This window comes from Nitrospirae bacterium YQR-1 (assembly GCA_039908095.1).
Taxonomy (GTDB): Bacteria; Nitrospirota; Thermodesulfovibrionia; order Thermodesulfovibrionales; family Magnetobacteriaceae; genus Magnetomonas.
This window is the reverse complement of sequence record JAMOBJ010000005.1, coordinates 100,125-114,610: the sequence shown is the minus strand read 5'-3', so window position 1 is coordinate 114,610 and position 14,486 is coordinate 100,125. Positions and strand designations below refer to the sequence as shown.

At 42.8% G+C, this 14,486-nt stretch carries 14 protein-coding genes; 2 read left to right on the top strand and 12 right to left on the bottom strand.

Annotated features, from left to right (window positions below):
* The 11 genes from H7844_04870 to bamA form a co-directional block, all read right to left on the bottom strand.
* Window positions 1-441, bottom strand: a 441-nt coding sequence (locus H7844_04870; protein ID MEO5356614.1) for a permease-like cell division protein FtsX, incomplete at its 3' end; no start/stop codon positions are given.
* Window positions 442-1,104 (bottom strand): cell division ATP-binding protein FtsE, encoded by a 663-nt coding sequence (ftsE, locus tag H7844_04865; GenBank protein ID MEO5356613.1) that lies wholly within the window; start codon window positions 1,102-1,104, stop codon window positions 442-444.
* A gap of 166 nt (window positions 1,105-1,270) precedes the next feature.
* The gene (locus H7844_04860; GenBank protein ID MEO5356612.1) at window positions 1,271-1,816 is read right to left on the bottom strand and encodes an NUDIX hydrolase; all 546 of its coding nucleotides are present in this window, start codon (window positions 1,814-1,816) and stop codon (window positions 1,271-1,273) included.
* Window positions 1,809-2,558, bottom strand: a complete 750-nt coding sequence (gene mqnB / locus H7844_04855) for a futalosine hydrolase (protein ID MEO5356611.1) — start codon at window positions 2,556-2,558, stop codon at window positions 1,809-1,811. The genes H7844_04860 and mqnB overlap by 8 nt, the downstream gene beginning before the upstream one ends.
* Before the next feature lie 121 nt (window positions 2,559-2,679).
* Window positions 2,680-3,486, bottom strand: coding sequence for a hypothetical protein (locus H7844_04850; GenBank protein MEO5356610.1), 807 nt, complete (start codon window positions 3,484-3,486; stop codon window positions 2,680-2,682).
* 282 nt (window positions 3,487-3,768) lie between these two features.
* Window positions 3,769-4,578 (bottom strand): UDP-2,3-diacylglucosamine diphosphatase LpxI, encoded by an 810-nt coding sequence (lpxI, locus tag H7844_04845; protein ID MEO5356609.1) that lies wholly within the window; start codon window positions 4,576-4,578, stop codon window positions 3,769-3,771.
* Between the two features lies 1 nt (window position 4,579).
* Window positions 4,580-5,359 carry an acyl-ACP--UDP-N-acetylglucosamine O-acyltransferase gene (gene lpxA, locus H7844_04840; protein ID MEO5356608.1) on the bottom strand — a complete coding sequence of 260 codons (780 nt, stop codon included), beginning with the start codon at window positions 5,357-5,359 and terminating at the stop codon, window positions 4,580-4,582.
* A 2-nt stretch (window positions 5,360-5,361) separates the two neighbouring features.
* Entirely contained in the window at window positions 5,362-5,793 is a 432-nt protein-coding gene (gene fabZ / locus H7844_04835; protein MEO5356607.1) for a 3-hydroxyacyl-ACP dehydratase FabZ, read from the bottom strand.
* A gap of 57 nt (window positions 5,794-5,850) precedes the next feature.
* Window positions 5,851-6,870 carry a UDP-3-O-(3-hydroxymyristoyl)glucosamine N-acyltransferase gene (lpxD, locus tag H7844_04830; protein ID MEO5356606.1) on the bottom strand — a complete coding sequence of 340 codons (1,020 nt, stop codon included), beginning with the start codon at window positions 6,868-6,870 and terminating at the stop codon, window positions 5,851-5,853.
* Window positions 6,871-6,886: 16 nt separating this feature from the next.
* Window positions 6,887-7,402, bottom strand: a complete 516-nt coding sequence (locus H7844_04825) for an OmpH family outer membrane protein (protein MEO5356605.1) — start codon at window positions 7,400-7,402, stop codon at window positions 6,887-6,889.
* 58 nt (window positions 7,403-7,460) lie between these two features.
* On the bottom strand, window positions 7,461-9,701 hold the full coding sequence (gene bamA / locus H7844_04820) for an outer membrane protein assembly factor BamA (protein MEO5356604.1): 2,241 nt from the start codon (window positions 9,699-9,701) through the stop codon (window positions 7,461-7,463).
* Between the two features lie 220 nt (window positions 9,702-9,921).
* Between bamA and glgP the strand changes: the two genes are divergently transcribed.
* The gene (gene glgP / locus H7844_04815; GenBank protein MEO5356603.1) at window positions 9,922-11,634 is read left to right on the top strand and encodes an alpha-glucan family phosphorylase; all 1,713 of its coding nucleotides are present in this window, start codon (window positions 9,922-9,924) and stop codon (window positions 11,632-11,634) included.
* A 270-nt stretch (window positions 11,635-11,904) separates the two neighbouring features.
* Window positions 11,905-13,350, top strand: coding sequence for a B12-binding domain-containing radical SAM protein (locus H7844_04810; protein MEO5356602.1), 1,446 nt, complete (start codon window positions 11,905-11,907; stop codon window positions 13,348-13,350).
* Between the two features lie 154 nt (window positions 13,351-13,504).
* On the opposite strand, the gene H7844_04805 is transcribed toward H7844_04810, so the two are convergent.
* Complete coding sequence (locus H7844_04805; protein MEO5356601.1) at window positions 13,505-14,485, bottom strand: ketoacyl-ACP synthase III; 981 nt, start codon at window positions 14,483-14,485, stop codon at window positions 13,505-13,507.
* Between the last annotated feature and the right edge of the window lies 1 nt (window position 14,486).

Sequence of the window (14,486 nt, the reverse complement as noted above, 5' to 3'; positions counted from 1 at the left end):
CACCGCCCTGTGTGTTTTGAGTTTTGCTATCAATGCTTTTATATCGGATGTTTGTATATGTTCATTACTCTTAAATTTAATTTCGAAAGAATTAAACAGAGGATTTTCGCCAAAACCTTTTAAAATAAAATCATCTGACTTAAATATCTTTTTCAGGTCATCCATAGCTTTTTCCTTTGGTATGAATTCAACGGATTTTACAAACTTACCTCGTTTGGCTTCACTTTCTATGGAGGTTATCTCATCCCTTGCAGCATCATCTTTGAGCACAACAAGGGTTGAAAGTTTTTCCGGTATTTTTGAAGTAAGCATCTCAACATTGTACAGGACAAGTAGGGTGGCAAAAAAAATAAACAATAAAACGCCCAGCGTTGCCATTGTCAGGAAATTTATCCATTTTTCCCTGAAAATACTCTGTAAAGCCATTTTAAGTGAAAACATTTACGTAATCTCTTCTTTAACCAGTGCGCCCTCTTCAAGGAAAAAAACTCTTTTACCGGTGTTGGTAAAAAGTGACCTGTTGTGGGTAGCTATTAGTATTGTTGTGCCCTTGTTGTTTATATGCTTAAATATTTTCATAATGTTTTCTTCATTTTCCGCATCAAGATTACCGGTCGGCTCATCGGCAAGCATAACGGTAGGTTCACCCACTATGGCACGAGCCAGGGTTATTCGTTGCTGCTCACCTCCTGAAAGTGTTGCAGGGTAGCTGTCTGACTTGTGCCGGAGGTTTACCAGCTTCAGCACATTGTGGACACGCTCTTTTGTTTCCCGCTCCATTATGCCCCTTATCCGTAGTGTAAGGGCGATATTGTCAAAAACAGTTTTATTATTTAATAACTTAAAATCCTGAAACACAACACCGATGTTACGCCTTAAAAATGGAATTGTGGCCTCCTTGAGGTTAGAGGTATTAAACCCTGCTATTGTAATAGTTCCCTCATCCGGAGCCTCGGCAAGGTACAGGAGTTTAAACAAAGTGGTTTTCCCCGCACCACTGGGACCGGTAACAAAGGCAAGCTCCCCTTTTTTTATTGAGAAACTGACATTTTTTAAAGCTACCTGTGCCTCGTAGTACTTAGAAGCCCTGTCCAGTACTATCATCTATGCCTGTTTTAGTCCTTTCGCCATTTAAGCATTTATTTACCAATAAACTATATTATAACAAATTATGTTTAGTAATTATTAAGTTATGATTTTTTTATTTTTTTAGAAGAGAGTTTCTTTGGAGCGCCCTATTGCCCGAGACCATGGTTTTTTTAAAAAATTCTCATACAAATTTCCGGGCAAGTCTGAAGAGGCCGTAGAGTTTCAGGTCAATGTATGTATTTTCGTTTTCAAGGGCATATACGTTTTCATAAAAGTTTTTGACCGGCAGGGTAATGATTTCTATTTCCTCTGTGTGGTCAAGGTTTTGGCCGGATGTTTTTTCCGCATCAGTTGCAACAAAAACAGTAAGTATCTCGGTTGAGGCGCCGGCGGAAAGCGGTCCGGTTGCAATTGATTTCATATTTGGAGTACTGTAACCTGTCTCCTCAAGAAGCTCTCTGTGTGCCACAGCCGCCAAAGATTCCCCTCTATCGCTTAATCCGGCAGGGAATTCTATTACGTATTTTTCAACAGGAGGTCTGAACTGTTTTACTACCACTACCTGTCCATCTTTTGTAAAAGGCACCACTGCTATGATACCGTTACAGTTATGCCGTTGAAAGGCCTCCCAGATGAAATGTTCGCCTTTTGAGTTCTCCAGTCCGATTAGAACAGTTCTCAAAAACCTGCCTGTCCATGCTATTTTTTTATTTGTTACCTTAGGCACGCCGGCATCCTTTTTTTAATATATTGTTATTTAGCGATTTCAGAATCAGTATAACAGCTTTTGAAAAGTTTTTAACAGCCGTCGCTATATCCCAGTTGTCCTTATTTCTGTCAGCGACAATATTGCTGATACCTCTGACCTCTATAACAGGGATATCGTACTTAGTGCAAACATGGGCAATTGCCGCTCCCTCCATGTTTTCACAGATTACTGCATGTTTGTTTTTGAGCATAAGCGCCCTTTCGATGTCACCGGTGCAGGAAGAAACGGTTAAAAAGTTGCCCTTTGCCGTGTGGATTCCCGACAGACCTTTTGAAATTACATCATAAGTTTTTTGGGTAAGGAGGTTGTTCATGTCAAATGTGTTATAAAAAAGTTTTTTACCTTTTTTTACCAAGGGAATGCCCATCTGGAATGTATCTAAAAATCCGTCTCTTAACAAGACTCCTTCATCGCCGTATATCTCGCATGTTGAAACAGCCACATCACCAACATTGAGGCCGGAGTCAGGGTAAGCTCCTCCGATACCTGTAGAAATAACAACATTGGGCGCATACGTTTTTATGGCCAAAGACGTCTCACATGCAGCATTTACTTTGCCCATCTGCGTTTCAATGCAGAACACTTTTACGCCGTTTATGCTCCCATGACAAACACTACCGGAGACCGGACGGCTTTCTGAAGAAAGGGCCCTCCGTATGTTTTTGCCCTCAAACGAGACAGCATATAACACTACTGCCACCAGATTCTGCGGCCAACCAAACACCATATTGTAATATAGCATTATTTTGACAAAACGATAAATCTGGTGTAATTTATGGATAATGACCATGGACGATGTTGATGTAAGGCTCATGGAGTTTTTATATACTCTTACCCAAAAACTCCTTCAACTCATCTACCGAACCGGCTTTTTTTATGAGATTTTTAAACTCTTCCAGCTTATCCACAGTACTTAGAGCTCTAACCATATTCATTAGCTCAAGTCCACCAATACCAAATTTGAGTTCAAGTCCTAACTCTACAGCCTCAAGCAACCCCTCCAGCTTGCCCTCAAGTTTGCCCTCAAGCTTGCCCTCAAGCTTGCCCTCAAGTAACCCCTTTTCTACACCTTCCAAATAAAGTTCATCTTTAGTTATGTCAATAGTTACCGGCATTTTATTAACCTCCCTTATTATGGATTTTGTCAAACCTCTTAGCCTTGACAATTGTAGTAATTTCATAACATAGCTTTCTCTGTCCTCAGGTGGTAATTCTAATAACTTTGCAAGAATTCCCTTTATGGTTTCATCAGCATTGTCTGTTTTGCAGAGTATTGCTAAAATATTATCGCCTGGGTCATTACTTTCAAGCAGTTCCGTGCAATCAATATCCCGTATGTCAATTATCTTATAGGTGAAATGCAGGCCTGGAATTTTAATTTCGTTTCTCATGTTTAGTTTCGCCTCACCTACGTACAAAACCAATTGAGTAACAGGTTTCCTATATTCGCAGAATATCACACACAGGTAATCCAGCTCTCTGCAATCCATATTTTGGTCATTTTGTGCTTGTATCTCCATATGAAACAGTGATTCATCAGGAAGCTCCACCAGCAAATCGGGTTGTCTGTATTTAACTTGTGGAAATTGAACGTCCAGAAATTTTGCCGTTTCAAATCCTGTCAACATCTTCATGAACCTTCGCGGCAACCCTTTCATAACGCTCTTTAATGTAATGTCGTGATGCTGCGGCATTTAAAATCCCTTATCTTTCGTTTTTCTATAATAACATAATTGTTTAAGAAAAAACGTTGACGCTCTAATCAATCGGCAGTCGCTGTGTTTATTTCTGACTGCAACTTGGTACTAATAGCAGCAAAGATATAAAAACAACGTGTTCATGTCTTGACCGGGCAAATCCATGTAAGCACATAGTGGGGGGGTATATTACTTCATTACAAGGGGGCCCACTCAAATGCCTATTATTGAAATACCGGCGGCATTGGCGGCCTCAACCATCGCAGCTCTTTGAATCATCAGGGTGTGCTCCGCCTCTAAAGCCAGTACACGCGCTTTAACCTCAATCATTGCATTTATCGTGTTGAGGCCGCAGGCCGGATAATCAAATCTTTTATCCTGATTCGGTTTGCTTACCTTTATTATGACGGCCCCCGGGCCTGCAAGCGTCCCACCCCGTGTAATTGCCATATCTGTGCCCTCTATCGCCTCAACCGCCATGACGGCCATGTTTCTCACCACCACCGTTTGACCTATATCCAGTCTGCCAATCTCCTTTGCCATAGTAAAACCAAATTCCACATCTTTTACCTCTGCATCAGTAAGACCCTTTTTGGTCACCACCGCCTTTGGCGTCAAAAGCTCCGATGTAAAATCCGTAACATCAAGCATCGTGATGCCCTCTTTAGCAAACTCCGCCACCAGCCCAAGCAGAATAGAATCATCACTGCGGTCTTTTAATTTCACAAGAAATGTCACTGCTCTCAGGTCAGGTTTGATCTTGCCTTCATAAAGAAGCGATTTAGGCACCTTGCCCCCCATTACCGCCTCCTTTACTCCTGACTTTTTCAGCGTATCTATTATTGTGCCAAGCTTACCCACACTTACAGGTTTAAAATGCTCGACATAATCACCCAATCTCTCATCCACAAGCGGCTGCAGGCCAACAGCAAACACCTCATACCCTTTTAGATGCGCCCCCTCGGCTATTGCCCTGGGTAAGTCCCCCTTGCCTGCTATTAAACCTAAAAGCTTCGCCCCCACTTTACCTGCAAATCCCCCGCTTATTTCTTGAAATAAACTCTGTCAACATAACAATATCCTCATTATGGCCTAATTCAATTTGTACTTTCTCCAGCGCCTCTTTTAGTGTGAGTTTATCCCTGAAAAGTATCTTATATGCTCTCTTTAAATCCTGAATCCTCTCATCTGTAAAACCATGCCGCTTCAGTCCTATAACATTAGGGCCATATAACCGTGCCCGCGGCCCCGAGGCCATCATAAAAGGGGGAATGTCCTGCCCGATTCCACTAAAACCCCCTACCATCGCATATGCCCCTATCCGTGTAAACTGGTGCACAGCCACTATCCCGCCAAATACAGCAAAGTCCTCCACCACCACATGCCCTGCAAGCGTTGCTGCATTGGCCATCACTATTGAATTACCCAGCTTACAGTCATGGGCTATATGAACGTATGCCATTATAAAGTTACCGTTTCCTATTACAGTAACCCCGTCTCCACCGATTGAAGCTCTGTGAATCGAGGTGTATTCCCTTATTATATTGTTATCGCCTATGACGATTTTTGTCGGTCTGCCGTCATATTTCAAATCCTGAGGAGGAAGTCCTATGCATGTGTAAGGATAAATCCGGCAATTCTGTCCTATCTCCACTATCCCGTCTAAAACAATGTTTGACATCAGTTTTGTACCGGCGCCAACTGTTACATCATCCCCTATTATGCAGTTAGCACCAACCACTGTATCCTCAGCAAGCCTTGCCCCCTTTCCCACTAAAGCACTCGGATGAATATCAGGCTTCATGCTCATGACTCCTTTTCTATGACCATTGCAGTAAATTCAGCCTCTGATACAACCCCGCCATCTACCGTAGCTTTGCCGATAAACCGCCACACTGTACCCCTCTTTTGTGTTACTTTTACCTCCAGAACCAGCGTGTTTCCAGGAACTACCGGTTTTCTGAATTTGGCTTTCTCTATACTCATAAAATAGACGGTGTTTCCCTTTACTCCGGATTGAAAAGCTAAAATGCCCGATAACTGCGCCAGTGCTTCTATTATAAGCACTCCGGGCATCACAGGATTATCCGGAAAATGTCCCTGAAAAAACGGTTCGTTTATCGTAACATTTTTTATACCACGGGCACTTTCATTAACCACTATCTCATCCACCCTGTCAACCATCAAAAAAGGATACCTGTGAGGTAATGTCTTAAGTATTCCCGATATGTCTATCATGTTGTCACCCTCCGATAGGTTTTAATGAGATTTATGCTTTTAAATTTTGATGCGCCCTCAGGCGGCATCCCCTGACAGGCTGTTAAGCTTTCTCTCAAGTTCCTGAAGTTTTTCATAAACTTCAGGAAGTTTTGTAAAAATAATGTGGGCTCTCTTATACCGGCTATGAGAAAAACACGGAGACCCCATGTACATGCCTTTGGAAAGTTTTCCCTTGACCCCTGACTGGGCGGCTATCATCGTGCCGGATGAAATCTCCGCATGGTCGGCCACTCCCACCTGCCCGCCCAACATCACATAATCTCCAATAACAGTGCTACCTCCTATCCCCACCTGTGCCACTATTATTGAGTTTGCTCCTATTTTTACGTTATGGGCAATCTGGACAAGGTTATCTATCTTTGTGCCGGCCCCTATTACCGTCTCACCGGTTGTGCCCCTGTCTATTGTTGTATTAGCCCCTATTTCCACATCGTCCCCTATTTTTACTGTGCCGACATGCGGCACTTTCACGTGCTTGCCACCATCCTGCTCATACCCAAATCCATCCGAACCGATTACCACCCCGGGATGGATTATCACACGGCTGCCTACTGTAACTCTTTCACGTATTGTTACATTAGGATAAATCAGACAGTCGTCACCTATCTTGCTTCCCGCACCTATGAAAACACCAGGATATACAACCGTCCCGTTTCCTATGGCCGCCCCACTGCTGATATATGAGGTAGGATAGATAGTTACCCGCCCCCCCAGTAATACATCAGATGCCACAAAAGCTCCATCCATCACACCCTTAAACTCATGTGCAGTTATATAGAAAAACTCCAGCAGCTTTGCAAAACTTACAGCGGGGTTTTTTACAATCACCTGGGTTTTATTCAGCCCCGGTATTTCCTCCCTTACAAGAACCGCCGATGCCTCTGACTCCCTGAGCCGTTCTATATAATTACTCCGGCTAATATAGGTTATATAGCCTGCTTTAGCCTCATCTATACCTGCTGCACCATCTATTTCAAGCTCTGCATCACCCGCTGTAAAACCACCGGTTACACGCACTATTTCCTTTAATTTCATCTAAATAAAATATTTGTTACTTTTTCTTTTCATTGAGTTTTTTGATTATTTTATCGGTAATATCTGCAGCGCTGTCTGAGTATATCACCATAGAATTGTCAAGAATTGCCGAATATTTTTCTTCTTTGCCTATTGTCAATACAAGCTCTTTTACAGATTTAAAGATATCCTTGGTTATTTCCTGTTCACGCTTTCTTACCTCATCCTGAGCCTCTGACGCTAATCTCTTGTACTCCCTTACCATAGACTGAAGATCATCCTGTTTCTTCTTCTTTGCGTCCTCTGACAACACGCTGGATTTTTTTTCAAGTTCCTCTTTGGCTTTTTCGATGGCTTTTTCCTTCTCATCTATTTTCACCTGATGGGATTTTACATACGAATCCAGTGTCTCTTTTGCTTTTTTACCTTGTTCAGACTCGGTAAATACCTTCTGAATATCTACAAACCCTATCTTAGAGTCAGAAGCAAATACTTTGCCCGCGGTAAAAACCACAAAAACTGACACTAAAACCAACAACAAAAGTCTCTTCATCACTACCCTCCTAAGTATGTTTTGTTTAAAGCCTGTTTTAATGTTAAACCTTTTTTAACTAAAAGAAACTACCAAAACCAAATTCCACTCTGCCCGTGCTCTCCCCCTCTTCTCTTCTGAGATTATAGCCATATTCCACACGTAGAGGACCAAAGGGTGATATCCACCTGATCCCCAGACCGGTTGTGTATTTCATGTCGCTTAAAGTCTTAGAGCCGTCCATAGCAGTTCCAATGTCAACGAAATACACCCCTTTAAGTTTAATCTCGGGAAGTAACGGAAAAATTATTTCATTGTTATTTAATATCTGGCTTGTACCTCCGATATAATCTCCATACTCATCCTTTGGCCCTGCATCTCCAAATGCTACACCTCTTATTGTGCTGATTCCACCGACATAAAAGCGCTCATAAACCGGCAGTGTTTTACCGAATAACCCTGTTCCATAATCATACCGAAACCTTGTCGAAAATGTAGTCTGCCCCACGAAAGGAAAAAACCATAAAGAATTCACTCCGGCTTTAAAAAATCTGTTTGTACCCAGCAAGCCCGCCCCTGTTACATAAGCGGAGTTCACTGAGCCGGTGGTAGGGTCAATATGGTTATCTCGTGTGTCTCTGCTTATTGAGGGTGTCAAACTGCCTGTTGTAGCACTTCCGTCCTGATCTTTTATTAATCTCGACGCTGAATTTTTAACATCAAATACGGTGGCTTTTTCAAATTTATAGGTTGCCCCTATAGTATAGTATTCAGCAAATCTCTTACCCAAACCAAAAGTTATACCGGCAGCCCTTCTGCTGTATAGTGAATAATCCCTGTCCATTTTATATATGCTTGATGTGAAAATCCATGGTTTATCCAAAAACCACGGATTCTTATAAGTTATCTCATAAAGAGAGGACTTTCCTCCGATTTGTGCACTCACCTTAGCTGAATTACCTGTGCCAAATAGGTTTGTCTGGGTTACGGAGACGATACCTATGAGCCTGTCAACAGAGCTGTAACCACCGCCAATGTTTATGAAGCCCGTCATTTTCTCCTTTACTTTTACATCTATATTGGCCACATCGCTGTCAGGCTCCGGTTTCGGTGAAAACTCCACTGATTCAAAAAAATCAAGATTATTAATGTTCTCATAACTTCTTTTGAGTTTTGCGCTGTTAAACAAGCCGCCCTCATCTAAAGTTATCTCACGCCTTATAACTTTATCACGGGTTTTGGTATTGCCTGAAATTTCAATCCTACCGATATGGTAAACCTTGCCTTCCTCAATGTTGAGCGCTATACTGACCGTGTGGTCTTCCTTCCTGGGCATAAACTGCGGCGTTACATTTGCCGTGGCAAATCCGCGTTCGGTGTAGTAGGAAGCCACAGAACTTATGTCCTTTGAGAGTTTACCCTTACTAAACATATCGCCTGGTTTTAATTTAATACGCTCCTTCAGCACATCCTCAGGATATGTCTTGTACCCGGAGAGGGTTATACCGGTTACCTTATACGGCTGCCCCTCCGAAAGCTCAAAAACAATTGTTATAGCCTGATCTTTTTCATTTACCTGCACCATGGGCTCGCTTACTTTTATATCCAGATAACCATTGTCAAGGTACAAGTCCTTAATTTTTTGGATATCCTCATTAAGCACATCTTTTTTCAGATAGCCGGTGCCGGTAAAAAAGGAAAAGATATTCCACGTCCCTGTATCAATGGCTTTTTTAACCTTACCAGCGGAAATGTCCTTGTTTCCTGCAATTTCTATCTTGCGGATTTTTATCTTCTGGTTTTCCTTTATTCTGAAGGTTACCGTAACCTCATCTTCCTTTTCATATCTTATTACTGGATATATCTCTGAAAGGTAGTATCCCTCCTCGTTGTAGAATGCCTTCAGCTTTTCAGTGTTGTCCTCAATCAGAGAGTAGTCGGCAAGCGTCCCTACATTTAAGGTTGCCTTTTCTTTAAGCTTATCATCATCAAATTTTTCATTTCCATCATAAACAATCTTAATTATGGTAGGTTTTTCTTTAAGCTTATATATAAGCTTAAGGCCACCCTCGTAAAAAACCATGTCAACATTGACATCATCAAAATACCCCATCCTGTATATAATCTGGATGTCCTCGGAAACCTTCTCCCTCGCAAGAGGTTGATTGATTTTTTGGGTCAGTTTGTTGCGCACTGCGCCGTCCTCGATTCTCCTCAGGCCGGTTATGTCTATGGATACAACGAGAGGTTCCGCACAATAACCCCCCACCGCCGATGCTATTATCAGCATCAACGTTATAACTATTACTCTTTTATTCATAATTGCTCCCTTGCCATATTAAATATTCTCAGACATGCCATTATAAAGCATACATTGTCTTTGTGTAAAGTAGGTAAATTTATTTTTTCCAAAAAACTTTACTTTTTTAGCAAAGCACTTGTTTTTTTCTTTGAAATTTTGTATATTGTCATTCTGTAACCATATAACTGTAAGAATCTTTAAGAATAGATTAATAAAAAAAGGAGGTTTTAAAGTCAGTATGTCCATATTGGAAAAATACACGACAGAGCCAAAGATAGCCTATTTTACTATGGAGATAGGTCTCAAAGATGACATACCCACCTACAGCGGTGGGTTAGGCATATTAGCAGGCGATACGATTAAATCCACCGCTGATTTGAGGCTGCCTGTGGTTGCCGTTACCCTTATGCACAGAAAGGGTTATTTCACTCAGGATTTTGATGACAGCGGCTATCAGATAAGCAACCCGGTGCAATGGGACCCGGCAACATATATGACTCTTACCACCGAGAAAGTCACTGTGAGAATTGAGGGACGCGATGTCTATGTACAGGCATGGATTTATTTTGTTGAAAGTCTGAGGGGTGGTGCAGTTCCCGTGTTGTACCTGGATACGGATATGCCGCAAAACTCTCCTCAAGACAGAGAGCTGACTCATTGTCTCTACGGCGGGGACACATCATACAGAATCAAGCAGGAGATAATACTGGGTATCGGCGGTGTCAGAATGCTCAGGGAACTCGGCTTTACCGTTAAGAAATACCATATGAATGAGGGGCACGCATCGTTTCTGACACTGGAGCTTTTGCACGAATTCAAAAAAGACATCGAGAGCGTATGGGATGAGTCACTCATCTGGGATTTCGAAAAGGTTAAGGATGTCTGTGTCTTCACCACACATACTCCTGTAGAGGCCGGCCACGACAGGTTTACCTATGAGCTTTATAATAAAGTGATGGGGGATTATTTTCCTGAAAGAGTTCTTAAAGCACTTGCAGGGGATGAGATTTTAAACATGACTTTGCTGGCTTTGAATCTGAGTAATTTCGTAAATGGCGTGGCCAAAAAACACGGGGAAGTCTCACAAAGCATGTTCCCAGGTTACAGGATTAATGCTATCACAAACGGAGTTCACTCCTACACATGGACCTGCGAACACTTTAAAAATGTCTATGACAAATATCTCCCCGGCTGGGCAAATGAACCGGAGATTTTTGTCAGGGTGGAGACAATTCCTGATGACGAAATCTGGAATGCACACATGGGGGCTAAAAAAGAACTGATAGACTATGTTAACAAGAACTGTAATGCCGGTATGGACTATGACACTCTGACAATTGGTTTTGCAAGAAGGTTTGCCACATATAAGAGGGCAAACCTGCTCTTTAGCGACATAGACAAACTTATAAAGATAGCCGCCGGAAAGGTTCAGTTTATATTTGCCGGTAAAGCTCATCCAAGGGATGACGCAGGGAAACTTCTGATTCAAAGCATATTTAACTATGCGCGTGACCTCAAAGATAAAATAAAAATATGCTTTGCAAAAAACTACAAGATGGACCTCGGTCTGTTGTTAACCGCAGGGGTGGATGTGTGGCTTAACAATCCCCTTCGGCCACTTGAGGCCTCCGGCACCAGCGGCATGAAAGCAACACACAACGGAGTGCCAAACTTCAGCGTTTTAGACGGCTGGTGGATTGAGGGACACATAGAGGGATATACGGGCTGGTCCATAGGGCCTCCCTCCACAGAGCTTGAGCCCGATGAGAAAATGAATGACATAGACGCCGCAGACCTCTACTACAAGCTCGAACACGTTCTGATTCCTACCTACTACGGTCCGAGAAAGAACTGGATTTTCGTTATGAAAAACACTATAGGCAAAAACGCCTATTACTTCAACACACACAGAATGATGAGAAGATACGTCACTGAAGCCTATATAAGGTAGTGTTGACGATAATTTTTTTAAGGGGGGGTGGAGATAATCTGAATCCGCCCCCTTTTTTGTTTTTTGTCCTTTAGTTTATAATTATAGTGCTTATCATACTTTAGGGGAGAGTACGCCACGGAGCTTGTGACGATGCCGACAAAGTTAGACGATTGAAGGCTGCTTGGTATTAGCTGATTATTTACACAAATAAAACAGATAGTTTCTCAAAAAACTCTTCAAAAACAGATACTTACGATGAGTTCCTTAGGAGCAGGAGAGCAGGAGAGAATGGCTGAAAAAAGATTTTACATACTCTATCCACCCATAACGAAGATGGAGAGGTATTCCTCTAAGGTGGGCAGTGTAGGGGGAGAGCAAATCCCCCTTGGGATATACTACATAGCCTCATACCTGCGTGAAAACAGCTATGAGGTCGCCGTAACCGACGCTGAGGCACTTAAACTTACCGAGGATGATATCATCAGGGAAATCAGGGACTTTGCTCCCTCCTTTGTAGGAATAAGCTCAACAACGGTAGCCTTTCACAGGGCATTAACGGTGGCAAAACTTATAAAGGAAACTTTTCCCGGCATAATTACAATATTAGGCGGCCCTCATGTTACCTCAAATCTGCAGCATGCCATGTCTTTCGACGCCTTTGACTATGGAGTCTGCGGCGAGGGTGAGGCAACAGCTCTTGAGCTGTTAAACGCCCTGTCAGAGGGAAAATCTATAGAGGGCATTAATGGCATATCGTATCGCGCCAAAAACGGAGAAATTATCAGCACAGGCCGGCGTGAGTACATCGACAACCTTGATACCCTGCCATACCCTGCATTTGATCTGATTGCCGACATTAATCTCTATAAGCCGCCGCCTTCAAATTATAAAACCCTGCCCGTGGTAAATATAATCACATCACGGGGCTGCCCAAGCGGCTGCACATTTTGTGATAAAAACATATTCGGCAGAATGTACAGAAAACGCTCGGCTCAAAACGTTTTTGACGAAATTCATTACCTGTGGGAAAAGTACCGGATACGGGAGATTGCCTTTGTTGATGATACTTTTTTAGTCAATAAGCAGCGCATTTACGACTTGTTTAACTTAATAAAAGCCACCGGATTGTTTTTTCACTGGACGTGTATGGCAAGAATAAATAACGTGGATTTTGAATTTTTGAAGTTTCTGAAAGACAACGGCTGCTGGAACATTGCCTTTGGCATAGAATCCGGAGATGAGGAAATATTAAAGGTGATAAAAAAAGACATATCACTGGAGAAAACCCGGCAGGTAATCGGCTGGTGTCATAAGCTTGGTATCAAAACCAAAGGGTTTTTCATAATAGGCCACCCGCTTGAGACTATTCAAACAATGAACAAGACAATAGAGTTTGCCCTGAGCATTCCTATAGATGCGGTAGTTGTGACAATAAACACTCCTATACCGGGCTCACCCCAGTACGCAGAGGCGCACAAGTACGGCTCTCTTGATACAGCGGACTGGTCACAGTTTAATTACTGGCGTCCGGTTTTTGTCCCCGCCGGATTAACAAAGGAAATCCTGCTGGAAAAACAAAAGGAAATGTACACACGGTTTTATATGAGGCCGCATATCTTGTTTGAATACTTCAAAAGCCTCTTTGGCAGAGGCGGCATTAAACGCCTTAAGGCTATTTTACCGTCGTTTTACCTGCTGATTCAGAGTAAATTCAAGAGGACTTATACTAAGTAGCGTTCATAGACGTAATACCAAGTTGCAGTCAAAAGAGTAACGAGGCGGCTGGGAGAAGGGGACACCTCCCCTTACAGGGGATTCCCATTTAGGGGAGACGCAGCGGAGTTTTCGACGATGCCAACAAAGTTAATCGAATGACTGCAGCTTGGTATTACCATTTAACTAAAGCGGACGCCCATGTGAGGCCGCCGCCGAATGCCTCAAGGAGTATATAATCACCGTCTTTTATGCGTCCGGTTAGTACCGCCTCATCGAGAGCGATAGGAATTGAGGCGGCTGAGGTGTTGCCGTATCTGTCAAGATTTATCATGACTCTGTCAAGACCAAGGCCAAGGCGGCTGGCTGTTGCAGATATAATTCTGAGATTTGCCTGATGGGGAATAAGCAGTGCTAAGTCTTTTGGATCAACACCGTTTTTTTCAAGGGCGTCAACAACGAGTTTTTCAAGTGTTCTGACTGCTACCTTAAATGTCTCGTTTCCCTTCATTTTTATGTAATGAAGCCTGTCATTTATGGTTTGAGCGGAGGTCGGGTGCTTGGAACCGCCTCCCGGCAAAAGTAAAATATCCGACAGCGCACCGTCTGAGTGGATGTCAACTGAGAGCACTCCGTTGTCACCCTCGTGTGCCTCAAGAATAACCGCTCCCGCTCCGTCACCAAATAAAACACAGGTGTTTCTGTCCTGCCAGTCTGTAAACTTTGTCAAGACCTCTGAGCCGATCAGAAGAATTCTCTTGTATAAACCGGCCTTTATATAGGCATTAGCGGTTGAAAGCCCAAAGATAAAACCGGAGCATGCGGCATTTACGTCAAATGCTGCGGCAGTGGCGGCCCCAAGCATTTTCTGAACATAACATGCCGTGGCAGGTATCTGCATATCACCGGAAATTGTTGCTACAATTATCAAATCAAGAGTGTCTGCAGTAAGACCGGCACGCTCAAGAGCAAGCTTCGACGCCTCATAGGCCATATCTGATGCCGTCTCGTGTTGCGCTGCAACTCTGCGTTGCCTTATTCCGGTTCGCTCCACTATCCAACTGTCTGAGGTCTCAACCATTTTTTCGAGGTCATTGTTAGTCAGAATTTTTTCAGGCAGATAAGAACCTGTTGAGATTATTCTTGCTTTAAGCAAA

Bases quoted from the DNA above. Each gene is read 5' to 3' on its own strand.
- ftsE (MEO5356613.1), bottom strand. From the start codon at position 1,104: ATGATAGTACTGGACAGGGCTTCTAAGTACTACGAGGCACAGGTAGCT.
- H7844_04850 (MEO5356610.1), bottom strand. From the start codon at position 3,486: ATGTTGACAGGATTTGAAACGGCAAAATTTCTGGACGTTCAATTTCCA.
- lpxA (MEO5356608.1), bottom strand. From the start codon at position 5,359: ATGAAGCCTGATATTCATCCGAGTGCTTTAGTGGGAAAGGGGGCAAGG.
- fabZ (MEO5356607.1), bottom strand. From the start codon at position 5,793: ATGATAGACATATCGGGAATACTTAAGACATTACCTCACAGGTATCCT.
- lpxD (MEO5356606.1), bottom strand. From the start codon at position 6,870: ATGAAATTAAAGGAAATAGTGCGTGTAACCGGTGGTTTTACAGCGGGT.
- H7844_04825 (MEO5356605.1), bottom strand. From the start codon at position 7,402: ATGAAGAGACTTTTGTTGTTGGTTTTAGTGTCAGTTTTTGTGGTTTTT.
- bamA (MEO5356604.1), bottom strand. From the start codon at position 9,701: ATGAATAAAAGAGTAATAGTTATAACGTTGATGCTGATAATAGCATCG.
- glgP (MEO5356603.1), top strand. From the start codon at position 9,922: ATGTCCATATTGGAAAAATACACGACAGAGCCAAAGATAGCCTATTTT.
- H7844_04810 (MEO5356602.1), top strand. From the start codon at position 11,905: ATGGCTGAAAAAAGATTTTACATACTCTATCCACCCATAACGAAGATG.